Source organism: Acidaminococcus sp. CAG:542 (assembly GCF_000437815.1).
GTDB lineage: Bacteria > Bacillota > Negativicutes > Acidaminococcales > Acidaminococcaceae > Acidaminococcus.
In genome coordinates this window covers 1-20,449 of sequence record NZ_FR902013.1, presented here as the reverse complement: position 1 = coordinate 20,449, position 20,449 = coordinate 1, and the positions used below count along the sequence as shown (strand labels likewise).

At 52.9% G+C, this 20,449-nt stretch carries 36 protein-coding genes and 1 pseudogene; 31 read left to right on the top strand and 6 right to left on the bottom strand.

All coding sequences use genetic code 11. From position 1 onward, the window contains the following. The first annotated feature begins 234 nt into the window (after positions 1 to 234). The 31 genes from rpsJ to QVO43_RS00500 all read left to right on the top strand — a co-directional run bounded on the left by rpsJ (position 235) and on the right by QVO43_RS00500 (position 15,489). The gene (gene rpsJ / locus QVO43_RS00650; RefSeq protein WP_012939263.1) at positions 235 to 546 is read left to right on the top strand and encodes a 30S ribosomal protein S10; all 312 of its coding nucleotides are present in this window, start codon (positions 235 to 237) and stop codon (positions 544 to 546) included. Between the two features lie 12 nt (positions 547 to 558). Continuing rightward, on the top strand, positions 559 to 1,218 hold the full coding sequence (rplC, locus tag QVO43_RS00645) for a 50S ribosomal protein L3 (RefSeq protein ID WP_012939262.1): 660 nt from the start codon (positions 559 to 561) through the stop codon (positions 1,216 to 1,218). Between the two features lie 25 nt (positions 1,219 to 1,243). After that, the gene (rplD, locus tag QVO43_RS00640; protein WP_022486701.1) at positions 1,244 to 1,873 is read left to right on the top strand and encodes a 50S ribosomal protein L4; all 630 of its coding nucleotides are present in this window, start codon (positions 1,244 to 1,246) and stop codon (positions 1,871 to 1,873) included. After that, positions 1,873 to 2,163, top strand: a complete 291-nt coding sequence (gene rplW / locus QVO43_RS00635; RefSeq protein WP_012939260.1) for a 50S ribosomal protein L23 — start codon at positions 1,873 to 1,875, stop codon at positions 2,161 to 2,163. Before rplD ends, rplW begins: the two co-directional genes overlap by 1 nt. A gap of 21 nt (positions 2,164 to 2,184) precedes the next feature. Continuing rightward, positions 2,185 to 3,015, top strand: a complete 831-nt coding sequence (gene rplB / locus QVO43_RS00630; RefSeq protein WP_022486700.1) for a 50S ribosomal protein L2 — start codon at positions 2,185 to 2,187, stop codon at positions 3,013 to 3,015. Between the two features lie 28 nt (positions 3,016 to 3,043). After that, on the top strand, positions 3,044 to 3,322 hold the full coding sequence (gene rpsS / locus QVO43_RS00625; protein ID WP_022486699.1) for a 30S ribosomal protein S19: 279 nt from the start codon (positions 3,044 to 3,046) through the stop codon (positions 3,320 to 3,322). A gap of 23 nt (positions 3,323 to 3,345) precedes the next feature. Next, the gene (gene rplV / locus QVO43_RS00620; protein ID WP_022486698.1) at positions 3,346 to 3,681 is read left to right on the top strand and encodes a 50S ribosomal protein L22; all 336 of its coding nucleotides are present in this window, start codon (positions 3,346 to 3,348) and stop codon (positions 3,679 to 3,681) included. 28 nt (positions 3,682 to 3,709) lie between these two features. Continuing rightward, positions 3,710 to 4,387, top strand: a complete 678-nt coding sequence (rpsC, locus tag QVO43_RS00615) for a 30S ribosomal protein S3 (protein ID WP_022486697.1) — start codon at positions 3,710 to 3,712, stop codon at positions 4,385 to 4,387. After that, positions 4,387 to 4,845: a 50S ribosomal protein L16 gene (rplP, locus tag QVO43_RS00610; RefSeq protein WP_022486696.1), complete on the top strand. Its 459-nt coding sequence runs from the start codon at positions 4,387 to 4,389 to the stop codon at positions 4,843 to 4,845. The genes rpsC and rplP overlap by 1 nt, the downstream gene beginning before the upstream one ends. Next, positions 4,845 to 5,039 carry a 50S ribosomal protein L29 gene (gene rpmC / locus QVO43_RS00605; RefSeq protein ID WP_022486695.1) on the top strand — a complete coding sequence of 65 codons (195 nt, stop codon included), beginning with the start codon at positions 4,845 to 4,847 and terminating at the stop codon, positions 5,037 to 5,039. The genes rplP and rpmC overlap by 1 nt, the downstream gene beginning before the upstream one ends. A gap of 36 nt (positions 5,040 to 5,075) precedes the next feature. After that, a complete protein-coding gene (gene rpsQ, locus QVO43_RS00600; protein ID WP_012939253.1) occupies positions 5,076 to 5,336 on the top strand; it encodes a 30S ribosomal protein S17 in 261 nt (86 codons plus the stop codon). A gap of 39 nt (positions 5,337 to 5,375) precedes the next feature. After that, positions 5,376 to 5,744, top strand: coding sequence for a 50S ribosomal protein L14 (gene rplN, locus QVO43_RS00595; protein WP_012939252.1), 369 nt, complete (start codon positions 5,376 to 5,378; stop codon positions 5,742 to 5,744). Between the two features lie 21 nt (positions 5,745 to 5,765). Next, positions 5,766 to 6,095 carry a 50S ribosomal protein L24 gene (rplX, locus tag QVO43_RS00590; protein WP_012939251.1) on the top strand — a complete coding sequence of 110 codons (330 nt, stop codon included), beginning with the start codon at positions 5,766 to 5,768 and terminating at the stop codon, positions 6,093 to 6,095. A 23-nt stretch (positions 6,096 to 6,118) separates the two neighbouring features. After that, on the top strand, positions 6,119 to 6,661 hold the full coding sequence (rplE, locus tag QVO43_RS00585) for a 50S ribosomal protein L5 (protein WP_022486694.1): 543 nt from the start codon (positions 6,119 to 6,121) through the stop codon (positions 6,659 to 6,661). A 12-nt stretch (positions 6,662 to 6,673) separates the two neighbouring features. Further along, positions 6,674 to 6,859 carry a type Z 30S ribosomal protein S14 gene (locus tag QVO43_RS00580; protein WP_012939249.1) on the top strand — a complete coding sequence of 62 codons (186 nt, stop codon included), beginning with the start codon at positions 6,674 to 6,676 and terminating at the stop codon, positions 6,857 to 6,859. 30 nt (positions 6,860 to 6,889) lie between these two features. Then, positions 6,890 to 7,288, top strand: coding sequence for a 30S ribosomal protein S8 (gene rpsH / locus QVO43_RS00575; protein ID WP_022486693.1), 399 nt, complete (start codon positions 6,890 to 6,892; stop codon positions 7,286 to 7,288). A gap of 29 nt (positions 7,289 to 7,317) precedes the next feature. Continuing rightward, positions 7,318 to 7,866 (top strand): 50S ribosomal protein L6, encoded by a 549-nt coding sequence (gene rplF / locus QVO43_RS00570; protein ID WP_012939247.1) that lies wholly within the window; start codon positions 7,318 to 7,320, stop codon positions 7,864 to 7,866. Positions 7,867 to 7,891: 25 nt separating this feature from the next. Continuing rightward, the gene (gene rplR / locus QVO43_RS00565) at positions 7,892 to 8,254 is read left to right on the top strand and encodes a 50S ribosomal protein L18 (RefSeq protein ID WP_012939246.1); all 363 of its coding nucleotides are present in this window, start codon (positions 7,892 to 7,894) and stop codon (positions 8,252 to 8,254) included. A gap of 18 nt (positions 8,255 to 8,272) precedes the next feature. Then, the gene (rpsE, locus tag QVO43_RS00560) at positions 8,273 to 8,773 is read left to right on the top strand and encodes a 30S ribosomal protein S5 (RefSeq protein WP_022486692.1); all 501 of its coding nucleotides are present in this window, start codon (positions 8,273 to 8,275) and stop codon (positions 8,771 to 8,773) included. A 12-nt stretch (positions 8,774 to 8,785) separates the two neighbouring features. Continuing rightward, complete coding sequence (gene rpmD, locus QVO43_RS00555; RefSeq protein ID WP_154488505.1) at positions 8,786 to 8,971, top strand: 50S ribosomal protein L30; 186 nt, start codon at positions 8,786 to 8,788, stop codon at positions 8,969 to 8,971. Between the two features lie 15 nt (positions 8,972 to 8,986). Next, positions 8,987 to 9,427 carry a 50S ribosomal protein L15 gene (rplO, locus tag QVO43_RS00550; protein WP_022486690.1) on the top strand — a complete coding sequence of 147 codons (441 nt, stop codon included), beginning with the start codon at positions 8,987 to 8,989 and terminating at the stop codon, positions 9,425 to 9,427. Then, positions 9,428 to 10,684, top strand: a complete 1,257-nt coding sequence (gene secY / locus QVO43_RS00545; protein ID WP_154488473.1) for a preprotein translocase subunit SecY — start codon at positions 9,428 to 9,430, stop codon at positions 10,682 to 10,684. An 11-nt stretch (positions 10,685 to 10,695) separates the two neighbouring features. Further along, positions 10,696 to 11,340: an adenylate kinase gene (locus tag QVO43_RS00540; RefSeq protein WP_022486688.1), complete on the top strand. Its 645-nt coding sequence runs from the start codon at positions 10,696 to 10,698 to the stop codon at positions 11,338 to 11,340. A 12-nt stretch (positions 11,341 to 11,352) separates the two neighbouring features. Continuing rightward, on the top strand, positions 11,353 to 11,571 hold the full coding sequence (infA, locus tag QVO43_RS00535; RefSeq protein WP_009015367.1) for a translation initiation factor IF-1: 219 nt from the start codon (positions 11,353 to 11,355) through the stop codon (positions 11,569 to 11,571). A 29-nt stretch (positions 11,572 to 11,600) separates the two neighbouring features. Then, positions 11,601 to 11,714 (top strand): 50S ribosomal protein L36, encoded by a 114-nt coding sequence (gene rpmJ, locus QVO43_RS00530; protein WP_009015366.1) that lies wholly within the window; start codon positions 11,601 to 11,603, stop codon positions 11,712 to 11,714. 16 nt (positions 11,715 to 11,730) lie between these two features. Further along, a complete protein-coding gene (rpsM, locus tag QVO43_RS00525; RefSeq protein ID WP_012939240.1) occupies positions 11,731 to 12,096 on the top strand; it encodes a 30S ribosomal protein S13 in 366 nt (121 codons plus the stop codon). Positions 12,097 to 12,121: 25 nt separating this feature from the next. Further along, positions 12,122 to 12,514, top strand: a complete 393-nt coding sequence (gene rpsK, locus QVO43_RS00520) for a 30S ribosomal protein S11 (protein ID WP_022486687.1) — start codon at positions 12,122 to 12,124, stop codon at positions 12,512 to 12,514. Between the two features lie 18 nt (positions 12,515 to 12,532). Beyond that, positions 12,533 to 13,126, top strand: coding sequence for a 30S ribosomal protein S4 (rpsD, locus tag QVO43_RS00515; RefSeq protein WP_022486686.1), 594 nt, complete (start codon positions 12,533 to 12,535; stop codon positions 13,124 to 13,126). Positions 13,127 to 13,190: 64 nt separating this feature from the next. Then, positions 13,191 to 14,162 carry a DNA-directed RNA polymerase subunit alpha gene (locus QVO43_RS00510; protein WP_022486685.1) on the top strand — a complete coding sequence of 324 codons (972 nt, stop codon included), beginning with the start codon at positions 13,191 to 13,193 and terminating at the stop codon, positions 14,160 to 14,162. A 14-nt stretch (positions 14,163 to 14,176) separates the two neighbouring features. Further along, a complete protein-coding gene (gene rplQ, locus QVO43_RS00505; RefSeq protein WP_012939236.1) occupies positions 14,177 to 14,515 on the top strand; it encodes a 50S ribosomal protein L17 in 339 nt (112 codons plus the stop codon). 203 nt (positions 14,516 to 14,718) lie between these two features. After that, positions 14,719 to 15,489 (top strand): hypothetical protein, encoded by a 771-nt coding sequence (locus tag QVO43_RS00500; protein WP_022486684.1) that lies wholly within the window; start codon positions 14,719 to 14,721, stop codon positions 15,487 to 15,489. A 32-nt stretch (positions 15,490 to 15,521) separates the two neighbouring features. On the opposite strand, the pseudogene QVO43_RS00495 reads toward QVO43_RS00500, so the two are convergent. The 6 genes and pseudogenes from QVO43_RS00495 to asrA form a co-directional block, all read right to left on the bottom strand. Beyond that, positions 15,522 to 16,688 (bottom strand): annotated as a pseudogene (locus tag QVO43_RS00495) (TonB-dependent receptor plug domain-containing protein); the annotation flags it as partial. Continuing rightward, entirely contained in the window at positions 16,640 to 16,783 is a 144-nt protein-coding gene (locus tag QVO43_RS00490) for a hypothetical protein (protein ID WP_022486682.1), read from the bottom strand. The gene QVO43_RS00490 and the pseudogene QVO43_RS00495, both read right to left, overlap by 49 nt. Before the next feature lie 13 nt (positions 16,784 to 16,796). Beyond that, complete coding sequence (gene yfcE / locus QVO43_RS00485) at positions 16,797 to 17,315, bottom strand: phosphodiesterase (protein ID WP_022486681.1); 519 nt, start codon at positions 17,313 to 17,315, stop codon at positions 16,797 to 16,799. Between the two features lie 158 nt (positions 17,316 to 17,473). After that, positions 17,474 to 18,451, bottom strand: a complete 978-nt coding sequence (gene asrC / locus QVO43_RS00480; protein WP_022486680.1) for a sulfite reductase subunit C — start codon at positions 18,449 to 18,451, stop codon at positions 17,474 to 17,476. A 10-nt stretch (positions 18,452 to 18,461) separates the two neighbouring features. Further along, positions 18,462 to 19,277, bottom strand: a complete 816-nt coding sequence (gene asrB, locus QVO43_RS00475) for an anaerobic sulfite reductase subunit AsrB (protein WP_022486679.1) — start codon at positions 19,275 to 19,277, stop codon at positions 18,462 to 18,464. Then, entirely contained in the window at positions 19,267 to 20,286 is a 1,020-nt protein-coding gene (asrA, locus tag QVO43_RS00470; protein WP_022486678.1) for an anaerobic sulfite reductase subunit AsrA, read from the bottom strand. The genes asrB and asrA overlap by 11 nt, the downstream gene beginning before the upstream one ends. Positions 20,287 to 20,449: the final 163 nt, after the last annotated feature.

Genomic DNA, 20,449 nt, shown 5'->3' with positions numbered 1-20,449 from the left:
CGCGAAGGCGGCCATACCGTTGGTGCCGGTGTTGTTACCGAAATCGAAGGCTAATCCTTCCGATTCAATCTAAAGAAAGCCCATATGAGGGGCTAGGCCAAAGCCCCTCATATTCTTATGCTTTACAGGGCCCGCGATGAGGCAGAAGATGGCTTCTGGCCCGCTGGCAAAGAAGGGAACTTCTGCTGAGTATGTCCGTTCTTGGAAACGTGGCGAATGGAGGAATTAAAAACAATGGCAAAGACTCAAAAAATCCGTATACGCCTGAAAGCGTATGACTACAAAGCACTGGATCAGAGTGCTTCCAAAATCGTAGAAACGGCGAAACGTACCGGTGCTCAGGTTTCCGGCCCGATTCCCCTGCCTACGGAAAAAAACATCTATACGATTCTGCGTTCCCCTCATGTAAACAAAGACTCTCGTGAACAGTTCGAAATGCGGACCCACAAGAGACTGGTTGACATCCTGGAACCTACAGCTAAGACGATCGATGCACTGACTCGCTTGGATCTTCCTGCTGGTGTAGATATCGAGATCAAAGCGTAAGGAGGTGCGATGATGGCTAAAGGAATCTTAGGCAAAAAATTAGGTATGACCCAAATTTTTGAAGCTGACGGTACTTTGGTTCCCGTAACTGTTGTGGAAGCGGGTCCCTGCGTCGTGCTGCAGAACAAAACGGAAGAAAAAGACGGCTACAATGCTGTTCAGCTGGGTTTTGGGGATATCAAAGAAAAACAAGTCAACAAACCCATGAAGGGCTTCTTCGACAAAGCTGGTGTGGCTCCTGTAAAGGTTGTCCGCGAAGTTCGTCTGGATGCTCCTTCTGAATATAAAGTCGGTGACAAGATTGCTGCTGACATTTTCGCAGCCGGCGATCTGGTTGACGCTGTCGGCGTTTCCCGCGGTAAAGGGTTCGCTGGTACGATCAAACGCCACAACTTCGCACGTGGTCCTATGAAACACGGTTCCAAATCTCATCGTGAACCTGGTTCCAATGGTCCTATGCATTCCGGTCCTGGCGGCCGTGTTATCAAAGGCAAGAAACTGCCTGGCCGTATGGGCGGGATCAGCGCGACTGTGCAGCGCTTGACGATCGCAAAAGTGGATAAGGACCGCAACCTGATCATGGTGAAAGGTTCTGTACCTGGTGCCGCTGGTACCTTCCTGCTGCTGAGAGACACGGTTCGTCCCGATGTCGTGAAAGCAGAACAAAAATAAGGTTTAACGAAAGGAGGGCGTTTCAATGCCGAAAGTAGCAGTTTACGATATGACCGGCAAACAGACCGGTGAAGAAATAGAATTGATGGATTACGTCTTTGGCGTAGAATTCAACGAAGCCGTTGTCCATCAGGCTGTTGTTATGCAGCAAGCCAACGAACGTCAGGGCACTCATGCAACCAAGACCCGCGGTATGGTACGGGGCGGTGGCAGAAAACCCTGGAAACAGAAAGGTACTGGCCGGGCTCGTGCCGGTTCCGTCCGTTCTCCTCTGTGGGTAGGCGGTGGTACCGTCTTCGGTCCTGCTCCCCGGAGCCATGCAAAAGATATGCCCCGGAAGGCCCGTCGTCTGGCCATCCGCTGCGCACTGAGCGCAAAAGTCGCTGAAGGTGCTCTGGTTGTGGTTGACAACCTGACCTTCGATGCTCCCAAGACCAAAGATGCAGTTGCTCTGCTGAATGGCTTCGAAGCTGTCGACAAAAAAGCCCTGATCATCACTGACGGGGAAAACGAAAACGTAGAAAAATCTTCCCGCAACATCGAAAAAGTAAAGGCCCTGTCCAATGACTGCCTGAACGTTTACGATATCCTGAATGCGGAAAAAGTACTGCTGGCAAAAGATGCCGTAGCAAGAATTGAGGAGGTGCTCGCATAATGGCTGCCAATCCTCGCGACATTATCATCAGACCCATTGTGACCGAAAAGACTTCTGACATGATGAAGGACAACAAATACACTTTCCAGGTGGCAATGGGCGCAAACAAGACTGAAATCCGCCAGGCCATTGAAGCCATCTTCAATGTGAAGGTTGTGAATGTCAACACCATCCGCGTTCTGGGCAAAACCAAGCGTATGGGCAAATATGAAGGCAAGCGTTCCGATTACAAGAAAGCAATTGTAAAACTGGCTGAAGGTAATACAATTCCGCTCTTCGAAGGAATGTAATTCGTCTAAGGAGGTCAAACAATGGCTATTAAAAGCTTTAATCCGTATTCTCCTTCCAGACGCAGCATGACTGTGTCCACCTTTGAAGAGATCACTACGGACAAGCCCCATCGCCCTTTAGTTGTTAAACTGAACCAGCATGCCGGCCGGAACAACACCGGTAAAATGACGGTTCGTCATCAGGGCGGCGGTCACAAAAGACAGTATCGTATCATCGATTTCAAACGGAATAAAGACAACATCCCCGCAAAAGTTGCGACCATCGAATATGATCCCAACCGGAGCGCCAACATTGCTCTGCTGAACTATGCAGACGGTGAAAAACGCTACATCCTGGCTCCTCAGGGCCTGAAGGTGGGCGACGTTGTTGTCAGCGGTCCCGAAGCCGATATCAAAGTGGGCAACGCACTGCCCCTGCAGAACATCCCTCTGGGTACCATGGTCCACAATGTGGAACTGAAGATCGGCAAAGGCGGCCAGATGGGCCGGAGCGCCGGTGCTGCCATCCAGCTGATGGCCAAAGAAGGCAGCTATGCCCTGCTGCGTATGCCTTCCGGCGAACTGCGTCAGGTACACATCAACTGCCGTGCCACCATCGGTCAGATCGGCAACCTGGATCATGAAAACCTGACTCTGGGTAAAGCAGGCCGTTCCCGCTGGCTGGGTGTCCGTCCCGCCAACCGTGGTGTGGCAATGAACCCGAACGACCATCCTCATGGCGGCGGTGAAGGTCACTCCCCTGTTGGTCGTAAGCGTCCTGTTACTCCCTGGGGCAAGAGTGCTTTTGGTACCCGTACCCGGAAGAACAAGAAGGCTTCTTCCAAACTGATCCTGAAACGCAGAACGAAATAACAGAGTTTGTTGAAAGGAGGCATACAGAGTGTCCAGATCCGTTAAAAAAGGACCTTATGTCCAAGCTAGTCTGCTGAAGAAAATTGAAGCGCTGAACGCTGCCCAGGATAAGAAAGTCGTTAAAACCTGGTCCCGCAGCTCCACGATTCTCCCTGAATTCCTGGGTCACACCATTGCTGTCCATGATGGCCGCAAACATGTGCCTGTGTATATCACCGAAGATATGGTCGGCCATAAATTAGGCGAATTCGCTCCTACCCGTCTGTTCAAGGGCCATGGCGATAAAGCCGCTGCCGTAACGAAATAATCAGGGGAAGGAGGATAAAATAGATGCAAGAAGCTAAAGCTGTTGCCAAATACATCCGTATCGCACCTCGCAAACTGCGCATCGTGATCAACCTGATCCGGGGCAAGTCTGTGAACGAAGCCTTTGCAATCCTCAAGTTTACCCCGAAAGTTGGTTCTGAGGTTATTGAAAAAGTTCTTCGCTCCGCTGTTGCGAACGCTGAACACAACTTTGACATGAACGCTGACAATCTGGTCGTTTCCAACGCTTTCGTTGACCAGGGTCCCACCATGAAGAGAATCCATCCGCGGTCCCGTGGACAGGCCTTCAAGATCCTGAAACGTTCCAGCCATGTCACCGTGGCTGTTTCCGAAAAATAATCATCCTGACAGAAGGAGGGAATGAATAGTGGGTCAAAAAGTTAATCCACATGGTTTCAGAGTGGGCGTAATCGATGATTGGGATTCCAAATGGTTCGCCGACAAGGACTATCAAAAGAATCTGTTGGAAGACATCAAGATTCGTGATTTCATTAAAGATAAACAATTCCAGGCTGGTATCTCTCGGGTTACCATCGAAAGAACGGAACAGAAGATGCGGATCAGCATCTACACCGCTAAACCTGGTATCGTCATCGGCCGTCAGGGCAGCAACATCGAACTGCTGAAAAAAGACCTGGCCAAAATGACCGACAGCAAGCTGGACATCAACATCATCGAGGTTAAACAACCGGATATGGATGCCACCCTGGTTGCTGAAAACGTTGCTTCCCAGCTGGAACGCCGGATCGCTTTCCGCCGTGCCATGAAGCAGTGCGTGGGCCGTACCATGCGTCTGGGTGCCAAAGGGATCAAGATCCAGTGCGCCGGCCGTCTGGGCGGGGCTGAAATCGCCCGTACCGAAAGCTATCGTGATGGCAGCATTCCTCTGCATACCCTGCGTGCCAACATCGACTATGGGACTGCTGAAGCTCATACCACTTATGGCCGGATCGGCGTAAAGGTATGGATCTACAAAGGCGAAGTCCTGCCGACCAAGGCCGTGAAGAAGGAAGCTCCTGAAGCGCAAGAAGGAGGGGCGAAATAATGTTATTACCGAAGAGAGTACAGCATCGTAAACAGCATAGAGGCCGCATGAAAGGCCGTGCAATGCGGGGCAACAGAGTGGCTCATGGTCAGTTCGGCCTGGTGGCCCTGGAACCGTCCTGGATCACCAACCGGCAGATCGAAGCCGCCCGTATCGCCATGACCCGTTACATCAAACGTGGCGGTCAGGTATGGATCCAGATTTTCCCTGACAAGCCTGTAACTGCCAAAGCTGCTGGCAGCCGTATGGGTAGTGGTAAAGGTTCTCCTGAATACTGGGTAGCCGTGGTTAAACCTGGCCGGGTTCTGTTCGAAATGGCAGGCGTTACTGAAGATATCGCTAAGGAAGCTATGCGTCTGGCCGGCAACAAGCTGCCGATCAAGACCCGCTTCGTTACGAAGGAACAGCTGGATGCCGAAGTCACCGCGCGTGAAAATGGAGTAGGTGGTGAAGCTTAATGAAAACTAACGAAATCAGAGAAATGTCTGTTGAAGAGCTGGAATCCAAGCTGGCAGGCTTAAAAGATGAACTTTTTAATTTGCGTTTTCAAATGGCAACCGGACAACTGGACAATCCGATGAAGATCAGAGAAGTCAAGAAATCCATTGCCCAGATCAAAACGATCCAGCGGGAACGCGAAGTGAACGCTTAATCCGGGTTAGACCCTAAGCGAAGGAGGAAACATTCCGTGGCTGAAGAGAGAAACTTGCGTGTTACGCGTACTGGTAAAGTCGTAAGCGACAAGATGCAGAAAACCGTTGTGGTCGCTATTGAACGTCTGGTTCAACACCCTCTTTACAAAAAAGGCGTAATGCATACCATTAAACTGAAGGCTCATGACGAAAACAATGATGCTCATACTGGGGATATCGTGAAGATTGCTCAGACCCGGCCCCTGTCCAAAGACAAATGCTGGCGCGTCGTTGAAATCGTAGAACGGGCAAAATAAGATAGACTGCTGAGCATAGCTTGGCAAGGGAGGTAAACCATGATTCAACAGCAGACTGTGCTGAATGTTGGGGACAATACCGGCGCCAAAAAGATTATGTGCATCCGTGTGCTGGGCGGTTCCTATCGGAGATACGCCAACATCGGTGACATCATTGTGGCTTCTGTCAAAGATGCTACACCCGGTGGCGTTGTCCAAAAAGGTGATGTAGTGAAGGCCGTTGTGGTGCGTTCCGTAAAAGGCACCCGCCGTCCGGATGGTTCTTACATCCGTTTCGACGAAAACGCTGCGGTTCTGATCAAAGACGATAAGACCCCTCAGGGCACTCGTATTTTTGGGCCTGTTGCCCGGGAACTCCGTGATAAAGACTTCATGAAGATCATTTCCCTGGCACCGGAAGTGCTCTAAGAACAAGGAGGTGTTGCAGAAATGGCTGAAGCCGTGAAATTGCACGTGAAAAAAGGCGATACCGTGGTGGTATTGGCTGGTAAAGATAAAGGCAAGGAAGGCAAAGTGACCGCTGCTTTCCCGAAGAAATCCAAGGTGACTGTGGAAGGCGTGAACCAGGTAAAACGGCACACGAAACCTTCTCAGAGCAACCCTCAGGGTGGGATCATTACCAAGGAAGCTCCCATCAGCGTTTCCAACGTAATGCTGGTATGCCCGTCCTGCAAGAAACCGACCCGTATCAAAAAAGTGGCCGCTGGCAATGGTTTTGTCAGAGCCTGCAAAAAATGCGGGGAAGTCATCGATAAATAATCTTCGGGAAAGGAGGAAAACAGATGGCAACGAGACTGCAAGACAAATACAATTCCGAAGCTGTGAAAGGCTTAATGGAAAAATTCAATTACAAGAACGTCAACGAAATTCCGAAACTGGAAAAAGTTGTTTTGAATATTGGCTGCGGTGAAGCAGTGACCAACAGCAAGGCTATTGAATCTGCTGTGGCTGACATGACCATGATCGCCGGTCAGAAACCCATCATCACCAAGGCAAAGAAATCCATCGCTGCATTCAAACTCCGTGAAGGCATGCCCATCGGTGTGAAAGTCACCCTGCGTGGCAGCCGGATGTATGAATTCCTGGATAAATTCATGAACATTGCCCTGCCCCGGGTACGTGACTTCAGAGGGGTCAACCCCAAGTCCTTCGACGGCCGTGGCAACTATTCCATCGGCCTGAAAGAACAGCTGATTTTCCCTGAAATCGACTACGATAAAGTCGACAAAGTCCGCGGCATGGATGTTATCATCGTAACGACTGCTAAAACCGATGAAGAAGGCAGAGAACTGCTGAAGCTTCTGGGTATGCCGTTTGGGGCATAAGGAGGGAAAACCGTGGCAAAGACCGCATTGATTGAAAAATGGAAAGCGGAACCGAAGTTCAAGGTCCGCAAATATAATCGCTGCAAGATCTGTGGCAGACCGCATGCTTACATGCGCAAATTCGGCATTTGCCGTATCTGCTTCCGGAAGTATGCTTACGAAGGCGCTATTCCCGGCGTAACGAAAGCAAGCTGGTAAGAGCGGAAAAAGGAAGGAGGGCTTTTATAAATGACCATGACTGATCCGATTGCCGATATGCTTACGAGAATCCGTAATGCCAATTCGGTTCATCACGATAGAGTTGAAATCCCCTGCTCCAAAATCAAAACTGCCATTGCAGAGATTTTGAAGAGCGAAGGATTCATTAAAGATTTCGAAGTCGTAGCCGGTGAACACCAGAATGTGATCCGTGTACAGCTGAAATACGGTCCCAACAAGGAAAAAGTTATTTCCGGCATTAAGCGTATCTCCAAACCCGGTTTGAGAGTCTACACCCAGAAAGACCAGCTGCCTCGCGTACTGGGCGGCCTGGGCATCGCCGTAATCTCCACTTCCAAGGGCATGATGACCGACAAGGCTGCCCGGAAAGCTGGATTGGGCGGCGAAGTAGTGGCTTACGTTTGGTAAGATATTCCCTAGACCGGAGGTGCTTATAAGTGTCAAGAATTGGAAAAGCTCCGATTACCGTCCCTGATAAAGTTACGGTAACGGTGGAAGATAACCTGGTCTCCGTTAAGGGACCGAAAGGCGAACTGAGCCGTCAAATCAGCAAAGAACTGACCGTGGCCCTGAATGATGGGGTGATCACCGTGACCCGTCCTTCCGACGACAAGGTGCACCGCAGCCTCCACGGCCTGTCCCGTACCCTGATCAACAACATGATCATCGGCGTTACGGAAGGGTATTCCAAACACCTGGAAATCCAGGGTGTTGGGTACCGTGTAGCCAAGAAGGGCAAAGCCCTGAGCTTCACCCTGGGCTTCTCCCATCCCTGCGTGATGGATCCTCCCGAAGGCATTTCCTTCGACTGCCCGAACTCCACGGAAATCATCGTTTCCGGTATCGACAAGGAAAAAGTTGGTGCTGTGGCTGCTGAAATCCGCAGCCTGCGTGCTCCCGAACCCTACAAAGGCAAAGGGATCCGCTATGTAGGCGAACATATCATCCGCAAGGTTGGTAAAGCCGGCGCCAAAGGCAAGAAATAATTTCTAATAGGAAGGAGTGAATCTCTTGCTGAACAAGAAAGATAAAAACGCAGCACGTCAGAAACGTCACCTGCGTATGCGCAGAAATATTGTGGGAACGGCTGAAAAACCCCGTTTCAATGTATATCGCAGCCTGAGCAACATCTACGCTCAGATCATCAACGATGAAACTGGTGAAACTCTGGTTTCCGCCAGCACCGTGGAAAAGGCCAACAAAGCCAACTACGGCGGCAACATCGAAGCTGCTAAAGCTGTCGGCACTGAAATCGCCAAAAAAGCTCTGGAAAAGGGCATCAAGACTGTTGTATTCGACCGCGGTGGTTACCTGTATCACGGCCGTGTAGCAGCCCTGGCTGAAGCGGCTCGCGAAGCTGGTCTGGAATTTTAACAGAGGGAGGACAAAAGAGTGGCTAATTACGAAAAACAAGATGATGGCTTCAAAGAAAGAGTAGTCTTCATCAACCGCGTAGCTAAGGTCGTAAAAGGCGGACGTCGTTTCTCCTTCTCTGCTTTGGTTGTTGTTGGTGATGAAAACGGCAAGGTTGGCATGGGCCTGGGCAAAGCTGCCGAAGTTCCCGAAGCAATCCGCAAGGGTGTGGATGATGCCAAAAAGAACCTGATCACCGTTCCTCTGAAAGGCACCACCATTCCTCACGAAGTAATCGGTGTGTTCGGTGCAGGCCGCGTCCTGCTGAAACCGGCTATGGAAGGTACCGGGGTTATCGCCGGCGGTGCTGTCCGTGCCGTCCTGGAACTGGCTGGCGTTCGGGACATCCTGACCAAATCTCAGGGTACTTCCAACCCCAACAATGTGGTCCGGGCAACTCTGCAGGGTCTGAAATCCCTGAAGAACGCCAAAGAAGTTGCTGCTCTGCGCGGCAAAACTGTTGAAGAACTGTTAGGCTAAGGAGGTAGCATGATGGCACAGGTAAAAATCACGCTGACCCGTAGCTTAATCGGGTATCCCAAAGACCAACGCGCTACTGTCAAGGCTCTGGGTCTGACCAAGATCCGTACCAGCGTTGTGAAAGAAGACTCTCCTGCTCTGCGCGGTATGATCCACAAAGTGGAACATATGGTCAAAGTAGAAGAAGTGAAGGCGTAATAAGGAGGTCTGCAAATGTATTTGCATGAATTGGCTCCCGCTGCCGGCTCCAAAAAAGCTCGCGTCCGTGTAGGCCGCGGTCTTGGTTCCGGCCTGGGCAAAACATCCGGCAAAGGCCAAAAAGGTCAGAAATCCCGTAGCGGCGGGGTGAAACGTCCTGGGTTCGAAGGTGGCCAAAAGCCGTTGTACCTGCGTCTGCCGAAACGCGGTTTCTACAATAAATTCGGCAAACATTACACTGAGATCAATGTGGAAGTATTCAACTGCTTTGACGACGGTGCTGTAATCGATCCTGTAGCCCTGATCGAAGCCGGCCTGGTGAAAAACATCCGTGACGGCATTCGTGTCCTGGGCAATGGCGAACTGACCAAAAAGGTCACGGTAAGAGCCATGGGTTTCAGCAAAACTGCTCAATCCAAGATCGAAGCTGCCGGCGGTAAGGTAGAGGTGATCTAATTGGCATCAGCCCTTGATAACCTGTTAAAGGCTACGGAACTCCGAAAGAAAGTATTATTTACCCTTGCGATGTTCATAGTATTCAGGGCTGGTACGCAAATTCCCGTTCCGGGGGTTAACGCAGCCATGATCGAACGGCTTTTCACCAGTGGAAACCTGTTCGGTCTTCTGGATCTGTTCTCCGGCGGTGCTCTCAGCAAATTCTCCATATTTGCCATGAGCATTACTCCTTACATCAATGCGTCAATTATTACGCAGCTGCTGACAGTGGTGATCCCGACTTTGGAAGAATGGTCCAAAGAGGGAGCGGAAGGAGCAAAAAAAATCAACAAAATCAACCGCTATGCGGCGGTGGGCCTGGGCGCCATTCAGGCAATCGGAATGGCATATGGCTTGCGGGCGGCAGTCAACAACCCTGACTTCTTCTCCTTTGCCATGATTGTCATCACCCTTACCGCAGGCTCTCTGCTGCTGATGTGGATTGGGGAACAGATTACGGCCAAAGGGATCGGGAACGGGATTTCTTTGATCATCTTTGCCGGGATCATTTCCCGACTGCCCAACGGGCTGGCTGTGATCGGCCGGTACCTGCAGGCAGGAACTATCAACGTCTTCAACGTATTGATCTTCGCTGTGCTGGCTGTACTGATGGTGATGTTCGTGGTGGCCATTACGGTTTCCTACCGGAAAGTCCCCGTCCAGTACGCAAAGCGGATCGTAGGTCGGAAGATGTACGGCGGACACACCACCTACATTCCCCTGAAGGTGAATCAGGCCGGTGTTATGCCCATCATCTTCGCTTCTTCCGTATTGATGTTTCCTGTGACCATTGCGCAGTTCATCAAGATCCCCTGGATCCAGAAAGTGGCCGGCTATTTAGCATGGGGCACACCGTTGCAGACCTCGCTGTACATCCTGCTCATCCTGTTCTTCACTTACTTCTATACCGCAGTAAGCCTGAACATCCCGGATATGTCCGACAACATCAAGAAATACGGCGGCTTCATCCCCGGGCTGCGGCCTGGCAAACCGACCACGGACTATCTGGACAAGGTGATGAACCGGATCACCCTGGCGGGTGCTGTTTTTCTGGCGTTCATTGCTATTATGCCCAACATGATCGTCTGGCTCACAGGAATTTCCGGAGTATACTTCGGCGGAACGGCTTTGTTGATCGTAGTTGGCGTAGCGCTTGACACAATGAAACAGGTAGAGTCCATGACCCTCATGCGGCACTACCAGGGTTTCATGAAATAAGGAGAGAGAACATGCATATTCTTTTAATGGGACCTCCTGGCGCAGGCAAGGGGACCCAAGCGGAAAAATTAGTTGCCGATTTCCCCATTCCCCATATTTCTACGGGAGATATGTTCCGTGCGGCTGTGAAAAATGGGACGGAATTGGGGAAAGAAGCCAAGAAATATATGGACGCCGGCGGTTTGGTTCCGGACAGTGTCACGATCGGCATTGTGAAGGAACGTCTGAGCCAGCCGGACTGTGCCAAAGGATTCATCCTGGACGGTTTTCCCCGTACCAAAGATCAGGCAGAAGCCCTGGACGACATCCTGAAGAATCTCGGGATCTCCCTGACTGCTGCGGTCAACATCAGCGTGCCTGATGAAGACCTGGTAGCCCGGGTTACCGGCCGGCGGATCTGCAAAAACTGTGGTGCCACCTATCATGTGGTGTACAATCCTCCCAAACAGGAAAACGTATGCGACAAATGCGGTGGGGAACTTTACCAGCGGGATGATGACAAAGAAACCACTGTGAAAAAACGTTTGGAAGCGTACCATAGCCAAACTGCTCCTCTCATTGCGTATTACAAGGCGGAAGGCGTGTACAGGGAAATTGACGGCACTCAGCCCATCGACAAGGTGTATGCTGACGTGGTCGCTGCTGTAAAAGGGTAAGGAGGCATAAGCGTGTCAAAACAAGATGCGATCGAAGTAGAAGGTACTGTCTTGGAATCTTTACCCAATGCGATGTTCCGGGTAAAACTGGAAAACGATCATGAAATCCTGGCACATATTTCCGGAAAAATACGTATGAACTTTATTAAGATCCTCCCAGGGGATAAGGTGACCGTAGAGCTGACGCCCTATGATCTGAACCGGGGTCGGATTACTTATCGGTTCAAATAAGAGGATTGGCAAGAGGAGGTTCAAGCAACATGAAAGTAAGACCGTCTGTAAAACGCATTTGCGAAAAATGCAAGATTATCAAACGCAAAGGCCGCGTCATGGTCATTTGCGAAAACCCGAAACATAAACAGAGACAAGGATAAGAAGGAGGTGCTTTGAATGGCTCGTATCGCCGGTGTAGATTTGCCTAGAGATAAACGTATCGAATACGCTCTGCCGTACATTTACGGGATCGGTCTGACCCTGTCCCGGGAAATCCTGGCTAAAACCGGGATCAACCCTGACACCCGTGTCCGGGATCTGACGGAAGCGGAAATTGCCAAGCTGCGTGAAATCCTGGATCATGAATACAAAGTGGAAGGGGACCTTCGCCGTGAAGAATCCCTGAACATTAAACGCCTGGTGGAAATCGGTTGCTACCGCGGCCGGAGACATCGTGCAGGCCTGCCTGTACGGGGTCAGAACACCAAGAACAATGCTCGTACCCGCAAAGGCCCGAAAAAAGTGGCCGGCGCTAAGAAGTAAGTCTGTCTAAGGAGGGATTAGACGAGTGGCTGGTAAAAAAGTTGTCCGTGCCAAACGGAAAGTAAGCAAGAACATTGAAGCTGGTGTAGCACATATCCGCTCCACCTTTAATAACACGATCGTAACGATTTCCGATCTGAACGGGGCTGTCCTGAGCTGGGCTTCTGCCGGCGGTCAGGGCTTCCGCGGTTCCCGGAAAAGCACTCCTTTTGCAGCTCAGATGGCTGCTGAATCCGCTGCCAAAGCCGCTATGGAACATGGTCTGAAACGGATCGAAGTATTCGTCAAGGGCCCCGGCGCTGGCCGTGAAGCTGCTATCCGCGCTCTGCAGGCTGCAGGCCTGGAAGTGGAATCCATCAAAGATGTGACTCCCATTCCTCACAACGGCTGCCGTCCGCCGAAACGCAGAAGAGTATAATTGGAGGTGAAAGACTAGATGGCTATTGATAAGACTCCTGTTCTGAAAAGATGCAGATCTCTGGGCATGTCTCCGGCTTTCGTTGGGGTTATGAAAGAATCCAACCGGCAGCCGAAACGCCAGTTCAAAAAGAAGAGCGAATATGGTATGCAGCTGGCTGAAAAACAGAAAGCCAAGTTCATCTATGGCGTTCTGGAAAAACAGTTCCGCGGCTACTATGAAAAAGCCAAGAAAATGGAAGGCATCGCTGGTGCCAACCTGCTGATCCTGCTGGAACGCAGACTGGACAACGTGGTATACCGCATGGGCCTGGCCCATACCCGCCGTCAGGCTCGCCAGCTGGTGACCCATGGCCACATTGCCGTAAACGGCAAGCGCCTGGACATCCCCTCTGCTCTGGTTAAAGCCGGGGATGTAGTCTCCGTAATGGAAAACAGCCGCAGCTCTGCCTACTTCAAAGGCATGGCTGAAGTCCTGGGCAAGACCTCCGTTCCTGCCTGGATCTCCGTGGACGCTCAAAACCTCAGCGGAAAGGTTGACCGTCTGCCGGTTCGGGAAGACATCGACGTACCTGTTGAAGAACAGATGATCGTCGAATTGTACTCCAAGTAATCCGATACTGTTCTCCACTTACTTATACCGCGTATTGTGGTAATGCGCGAAAGGAGGCTTCCGCATGAAGGAAATCGAAAAACCTAGCCTGGTTGTCGACGAAATTTCTCCTGACGGACGTTATGGCAAGTTCGTCTGGGAACCTTTGGAACGTGGATACGGTATTACTTTAGGTAACAGTCTGCGTCGTGTACTGCTTTCTTCCTTGTCCGGCATGGCTGTGACGGGCATTAAAATCGATGGAGTCCTCCATGAGTTCTCTACCATTGAGGGAGTCAGAGAAGACGTTGCGGATATCGTATTAAACATCAAAGCCCTGTGCTTCAAAGTGGGTCTGGATGACCAGACCTCCTTTGAACCCAAGACGTTCTACATCAAGAAGGCTGGCGAAGGCGAAGTGACCGGCGCCGACGTGATCACCGATCAGGACACGGAAGTTCTGAATCCGGAGCTGCACATTGCAACCCTGGACAAGAACGGATCCCTGAACATGGAAATCTACGTTGACGTGGGCCGTGGCTACGTCCAGGCGGAGAAGAACAAATCCAAGGATCAGCCCATCGGCTTCATCCCTGTGGATTCCATCTACTCCCCCATCACCCGTGTGAAATTCGGTGTCACCGATACCCGGGTGGGCAACGTGACCAACTACGACCGGCTGACCCTTGAAGTATGGACCGATGGGAGCCTGGGGCCGGATGAAGCTGTGACTTCTGCAGCCGAAATCCTGATCAAGTATCTGGCTCTGTTCAAGACCACCAACGTGCCCCGCATCCAGGGGGACGAAGATGGTACCAAGACCAGCGATGAAGGCACCAAGTCTTCTGTGCTGCAGATGTCCATCGATGATCTGGATCTGACTGTCCGTTCCAACAACTGCTTGAGACGGGCCGGCATCAATACGGTAGAAGATATCATCAACAAGACGGAAGACGAGCTGATTTGCGTCCGCAACCTGGGCAGCAAATCCTTGGAAGAAGTCAAGAACAAAATCGAAGAATTGGGATTGCACCTGCGCAATTCTGATGAAGAATAGGAGGAAGACGAAAGATGTCCTACAGAAAATTCAACCGGAACACCAGCAACCGGAAAGCTATGTTCCGCAGCGTCTTGACCGCCTTCTTCAAAAACGAGAGAATCGAAACCACTGAAACGAAAGCAAAAGAAATCAGCGGTCTGGCTGATAAAATGATCACCCTGGCTAAAAAAGGTGATCTGAGCGCTCGTCGTCAGGTTCTGGCATTCCTCGTGGATGAAGATGCCACCAAGAAGCTGTTTGATGTAATCGCCCCCAAATACGCTGACCGCAACGGCGGTTATACCCGTATTTACAAAACGGCTCCCCGCCGCGGCGATGCTGCTGAAATGGCAATCCTGGAACTGATCTGAGTTCTGTAAAAAAGGGCTGTTGCGCATGCGACAGCCTCTTTTTTGTCACTGGTCAACGGTCACTGGCCGATGGAAAGAACCCGTGGCTGACGGGTTCTTTTTTATTGTATCCGGATTTCACCTTATGATATACTGAGGCTGCCGGATTCATGTTTTCCCGGCAGACTGGTAAAAAATCAGAAAAAACAGAAAGGGTGAGATCCATGAAACTGCTGCAAGGCATCCGTACGCTGGTGCTGGGGGGAATCCTGACTATGGCCGGGGCTTCCGGAGCTCTGGCGGAATACACCAGCTGGCAGGATACGGACTATGATTTCAGCCAGGTGAAGACGGTGTACCTGTCGGATATGGATATGAGCGGCTACCATCTCCAGAGTGGTACCAAGGCTCAGAAAATGCTTCAGGACTACCGGAAAAAAGCCGGAAAGGCCAAGGGGGTGAAAGTGGTGCTGGCCCCGGAGATCCAGTTCCGGGCTCTTTTGCCGGGAGAAGGGGAAGAAAAAGACCCCCTGGTTTCTGCTGGAAAAACAGAGAAATCAGGGGAAAAAGACGGGAAAAGTCAGGTCCAGACAACAGATGGGGAAAGAAGAGCAGTGGCCATCCCCCAGGCAGCCCTGGACGCAGGGGCCCAGCTGTACATCCTGGCCGCCCTGGACAACTGCCAGGTGGATTCTTACCTGGTGCCCGCCCATACGGAATGGAAGACCCGGGAAATCGATGACAGCTACCGGGATGACCAGGGAAACTGGCATACGTTTTATCGGACCATCACCTATCCGGAATACATCCCGGATTATTACGTGCCCTATGCCAGCGTCACCGTCCGGTTCCTGTGGTTCGACACCAGAACCGGGAAACTGGTGGCCTCCAGCGAAGATGCCCGGGTACGGGACAGTGAAAACGATCCCTTGGGAGTGTACAACCGGATCATCGACCGGTTCTTCAAGAATCTGAAGGAAACGGTGAAAAAGTAAAAGGGGCTGTTGCATGCGCAACAGACCCTTTTTCACAATCGATACGTTACTCCCAGAAGGGCCGTGCGGCCGTAGGCGGGGCAGTCTCCCAGGGTCCGGGAGCCCACGTCTTCGTAACTTTCGTCCAGCAGGTTCCTGAGCTTCAGCCAGGTGCTCCAGTGCTGGTTGAATCTGTAATTGACATTGGCGTCCAAGGTGAAGGCATTGCCGGTGTACCATCCTTTGTCCCGGCCCCAGGCGGCCTGGAACAGCAGGCTGTTGGTCCACCGTTTGTCCCGGTAGGTGAGGGCCGCCTTGACGGCATGGGGCGCCACTTCATCGGTGTATTGGGGATCGATGCCGCTGCCGTAGGTGGTGTCCGTACGGGTCCAGGCGTAGGAGGCGGTGAGACCGTATCGGGGACTGAACTGGTCTTCCCAGGTGACCTGGATCCCGTCCTTGTTCTGGCTTTCCAGATTTTTGGGTGTCCAGGTCCCGGCTGCCCTGTACCATACAATGGGATTGTTGATGTGGGACACAAAGGCGTTGGCCCCCAGGGTGCTGTGGCTGTTGAGCCGGTACCGGATGCCTCCGTTCCATTTAAAGCCGGTTTCCGGCTGGAGGTGCTCATTTCCCCGGATCTTCCAGGCTCCGTCAGAATCCCGGTTGTAATTGTTGTAGTACAGTTCGTCCAGGGTGGGGACGGAATAGATCCGCTGGAGGGATCCGTAAAAGGTCAGTCTGTCGTCCGGCCGGTATTCCAGGGAGTCTCCGTACACATATTCATTATCGAACCGGGTGTTGTGATTGAACAGGGAGGTGCTCTGGAGGGACAGCTTGCCGTACCGGGTCTTGGTGGTCACATAGCCGGACAGATTGCTGATGCCCTGGTTGTAGTTCTTGGCAAAGTTATGGGCATCCAGCAGGTTCTGCTCCGTATCCAGGGAGGTGTGCTGCCAGGTGATCCCTGCCGTGACGGTGGAATGCTTCCCCACTTTCCAGCCGTCCCGCCAGTCCAGTCCGTTGGTGTAAGCCTTCCACCGGCTGTAGCTGGGGAGTTCATCCTGCTCTTCCGTTCCTGCGGGGTAGTAAGAATCAGCCTGGCTGTAGTTGTGATACAGGGAAATCCAGCCGGGAGCCGCTGTGTCCTCTTTGTAGTTGTAGGTCAGATTCACATTGTTGGCCAGCTTTTCCGGGCGTGGGAGATTTTGGCGGCATCCTCCCGGGCCAGAGCCGGCAAAGGCCGGAACCCGGAAGAAACCATTCCCAGCACCGCCAGGAAAAGAGAAAAGGAAATTTTTCTGGAAGGAGTCATGATCCTGGTCCTCCTATTCCAAGGCTTTCCAGAGGGGCCGGTCCTCCTCCAGCACCATATAGCTGTGGGGAGTGCCGGCTTTGGGCAGGGAAACGGAGCCCGGGTTCCAGTACCGATTGTCCTGGCCCCAGGGCTCGTTGGCGGGGATGTGGGTGTGGCCGTGGAGGAGGATGTCTCCGGGCTGGAGGAGAGGCGGGTGCTGGAGGTTGTACCGGTGGCCGTGGGTGACGAAGATCAGGTGATGGTTCCATTCCAGCAGGGCATAGTCCGCCAGCACCGGGAACTGGAGGACCATCTGGTCCACTTCCGCTTCGCAGTTGCCCCGAACGCAGAAGATCCGGTCCTTCAGGCCGTTCAGGAGGGCAATCACCTCTTTGGGGGCATAGCCTTCCGGCAGGTCGTTCCGGGGCCCGTGGTACAAAAGGTCGCCCAAAAGAAGCAGTCGGTCGGCCCCTTCGGCACGGAACCGTTCCAGCAGCTGCCGGGTGAACAAGGCGGACCCATGGATATCAGAAGCAATGAGCCATTTCATGAGTATCAGTCCTTTCATGGGTCCATTATAACAAAAAAGGAGCTGTGAAAAAATAATTCACAACTCCTATATTTGCCAGCGACAGCTGGCTTCCATCAGCTAGAGACTAGTGACTAGAGACTAGTGACAGGGTGTGAAAAGTATTTTCACACCCTTTATTACTTCAATCCCCAATACCGGATCCCGTTCCAGTAGAGAGGTTTGTACACTTCCGCCTTTTCCGGCAGGTGCACGTCCCGGAGGATGTACCGGAGGAATTCTTCCGGACCGGTCCGGTCCACCATGTAGCCGATGTGTTCCTTGCCCCCGGGAGCTTCCGGGTCGATGTACTTCCGGGCGTAGTCATACACATTGCTGACAATCTTCACAACGCTGTCCGCATCCGCCCATTTGATGAAGTCCACACCCATCCGGGGGTTCTTCTTGCCGCTGCGGCCCAAAAGAGTGATCCGGAAATACTGGGTCCTGCTCCGGGTCCAGGCCCGGTTGGGGCAGGCATGGGCGCAGACTCCGCAGCCGATGCATTTTTCCACGTTCCGCACCGGGCGGAATTTGTCCATGTGCAGGGCTTCCACGGAAAGCTGTTTGCATTTCTTCACACAGGCGCCGCAGCTGATGCACCGGGAGGGATCGAACTGGGGCTCGGTCATGCCGATGATCCCGAAATCGTGCATCCGCACCTTGCAGCAGTCGTTGGGGCAGCCGGTAAGGGCCACCTTCACATGGAGGTCGTTGGGGAAGATGGCCTTTTCGATCCGTTTGGCCAGGGCGGTGGTGTCGTAGTTCCCGAAGGGGCACACCCGGTTCCCCACACAGGCCATGATGTTCCGGGTCCCGGAAGCGGGATAGCCGGTGCCGGGGGCTTCCTGGTTGATGTCCAGTTCCTCGATGATGGGCTGGAGAGCCTTGTTCACTTCGGGAACCTTTTCAAAGGGAATCCCCAGGATCTCGAAGCCCTGGCGGATGGTCAGATGGACCTGGCCGTTGCCGTAGGTTTCCGCGATTTCCTGGATCTTCCCCAGTACATCGGCGGTGAGATGGCCGCCGGGCACCCGCACCCGGGAAGAGGTGATGCCCCGGTGCTTGGTCACCCGGTAGGCGTTCTTTTTCAGTTTTCCACAATCCATATCCAGCATGGGACGCCTCCTAGTCAATGAAGGACCGGACCTGGGTGTATTTGAACACCGGTCCATCCTGGCACACGTAGATTTCGCCGATCCGGCAGTGGCCGCATTTGCCCACGCCGCAGCACATTTTCCGGGATTCAGAGACCCAGATCTTTTCTTCGTCGAAGCCCAGGCCCAGCAGGGTCTTGATGGAGAATTTGATCATCATGGGAGGACCCACCACCACGGCAATGGCGTTGTCCGGATCCTGGAGGTTCATTTCCGGGATGTACTGGGTCACCAGGCCCACATGGCCGTCATAGTCCGGGTCGTCATCCGCCTTGTCCACGGTGTAGATCAGATTCATGCCGCTTTGTTTCCACCGTTTCAGGTCTTCCCGGAACAGGATGTCGTGGGGGGATTTGAAGCCCACGATCACCGTCAGCCGTTCGCATTCGTCCATATGGTCCGCAAAGTAGTCGATGACCCCGTGGATGGGGGAAAGACCGGACCCACCGGCCACCAGGATGATCTCCTTGCCTTTGAACATGTTCACGTCGAACCCGTTGCCGTAGGGTCCCCGGAGGAAGAAATGGTCCCCCACGTAGTTTTCGAAGATTTCGTTGGTGAGGCTGCCCACTTTCCGGATGGTGAAATCCAGGGAATGGTCGGTGATGCCGCTGACGGAAATGGGGGCCTCCCCGTATTTGGGGATGGAGATCTCAAAGAACTGGCCCGGTTTCACCGGATGTTCCTTGCCCCGGTCATAGGCCATCCGGAAGGTGTATTCCAGGTCCGCATGCTTGATCACTTCCAGGATCTCGGAGCGGAAGGGCAGGTAGGTGTTATCTTTCATCTTTCGTGACCTCCTTCATGCCGTCCGCCAGTTTGTCGATGCAGCGGACAAAGGAAATGTATTCCGGGCAGATGGCATCGCACCGGCCGCAGCCCACGCACATCTGGTATCCGGCCCGTTTCTTGAAGTCCAGGACCTTGTGGAGCACCTTGAAGCGCATCCGTTCCCCGCCCTTCTGGCGGAACTTCAGGCCCCCGGCCACGTCGGTGTAGCCGTCGATCATGCAGGAAGCCTGGACCCGGCGCCGTTCCCCGGCTTTGCCGTTTTCCGTGTAGAAAAGATCCTGCATGGACCAGCAGGTGCAGGTGGGGCACACCAGGGTGCACCGGCCGCATTTGATGCACCGTTTGTCGTATTCGTCCCAGATGGTGCTCTGGGCTACGGCACTGGTCAGGTCCTCCGGCACCGTGACGGTGAAGTCGTTGGCTTCCACAGCGTCAGGGACCACGTCTCCACAGAGGGTTCCGGCCTTTTCCAGGGCGGCGGCCAGGAAGCTGTCGGCGGCTTCAGCCTGGTAGCCCTCTTCCCGGCGGTTCAGGGCTGCGTCCCAGCCGGCGGTACGGTTGGTGCCCATGCTGACGCAGAAACAGCCCTCAAAGGAATGGTCACAACCCATGAGGACGAATTTGATCTTGTCCCGGCGGGACCGGTAGTAGGAATCTTCCGGTCCGTTCTGGAGGAAGATGTAGTCGAACCGCTGTACCGCCGCCAGGTCACAGCTCCGGAGCAGGACAATCTTGCCCCGGTCCGGATCCTTGGCTTCCGTGACCGTTTCTTCCGTAAAGTACAGCAGGGTCTGGCAGACCGGCAGTACCGCTTCCTTCCAGGAATAGTCGGACCGCTGGTCCCAGATCACTTCTTCCGGCGCGGTCACCGTCCCATAGCGGATCACATCCGTTTCAGAAAAGCGGCCGGTCCCTTCGAACCGTTTGGGAGCGTAGATGTCATACTCCCGGCTCCAGTCGGCGAATACCTGACGGAGCCCATCTTGTGTCAGTTGATAACCCATGTTTTTCTCCTCTTGCAGCGCAGTTATAAGGGTCATGGGTCCGCCACCCGTGCGGCAGACCCTTAGCGGGGACATTGTAACATACAGTCTGTACAGATGTCTGTTGTTTCTGCAACCATGTATGTGTCAATAAGTTCTCGGTGAATCCTTCATCGCCGTATAG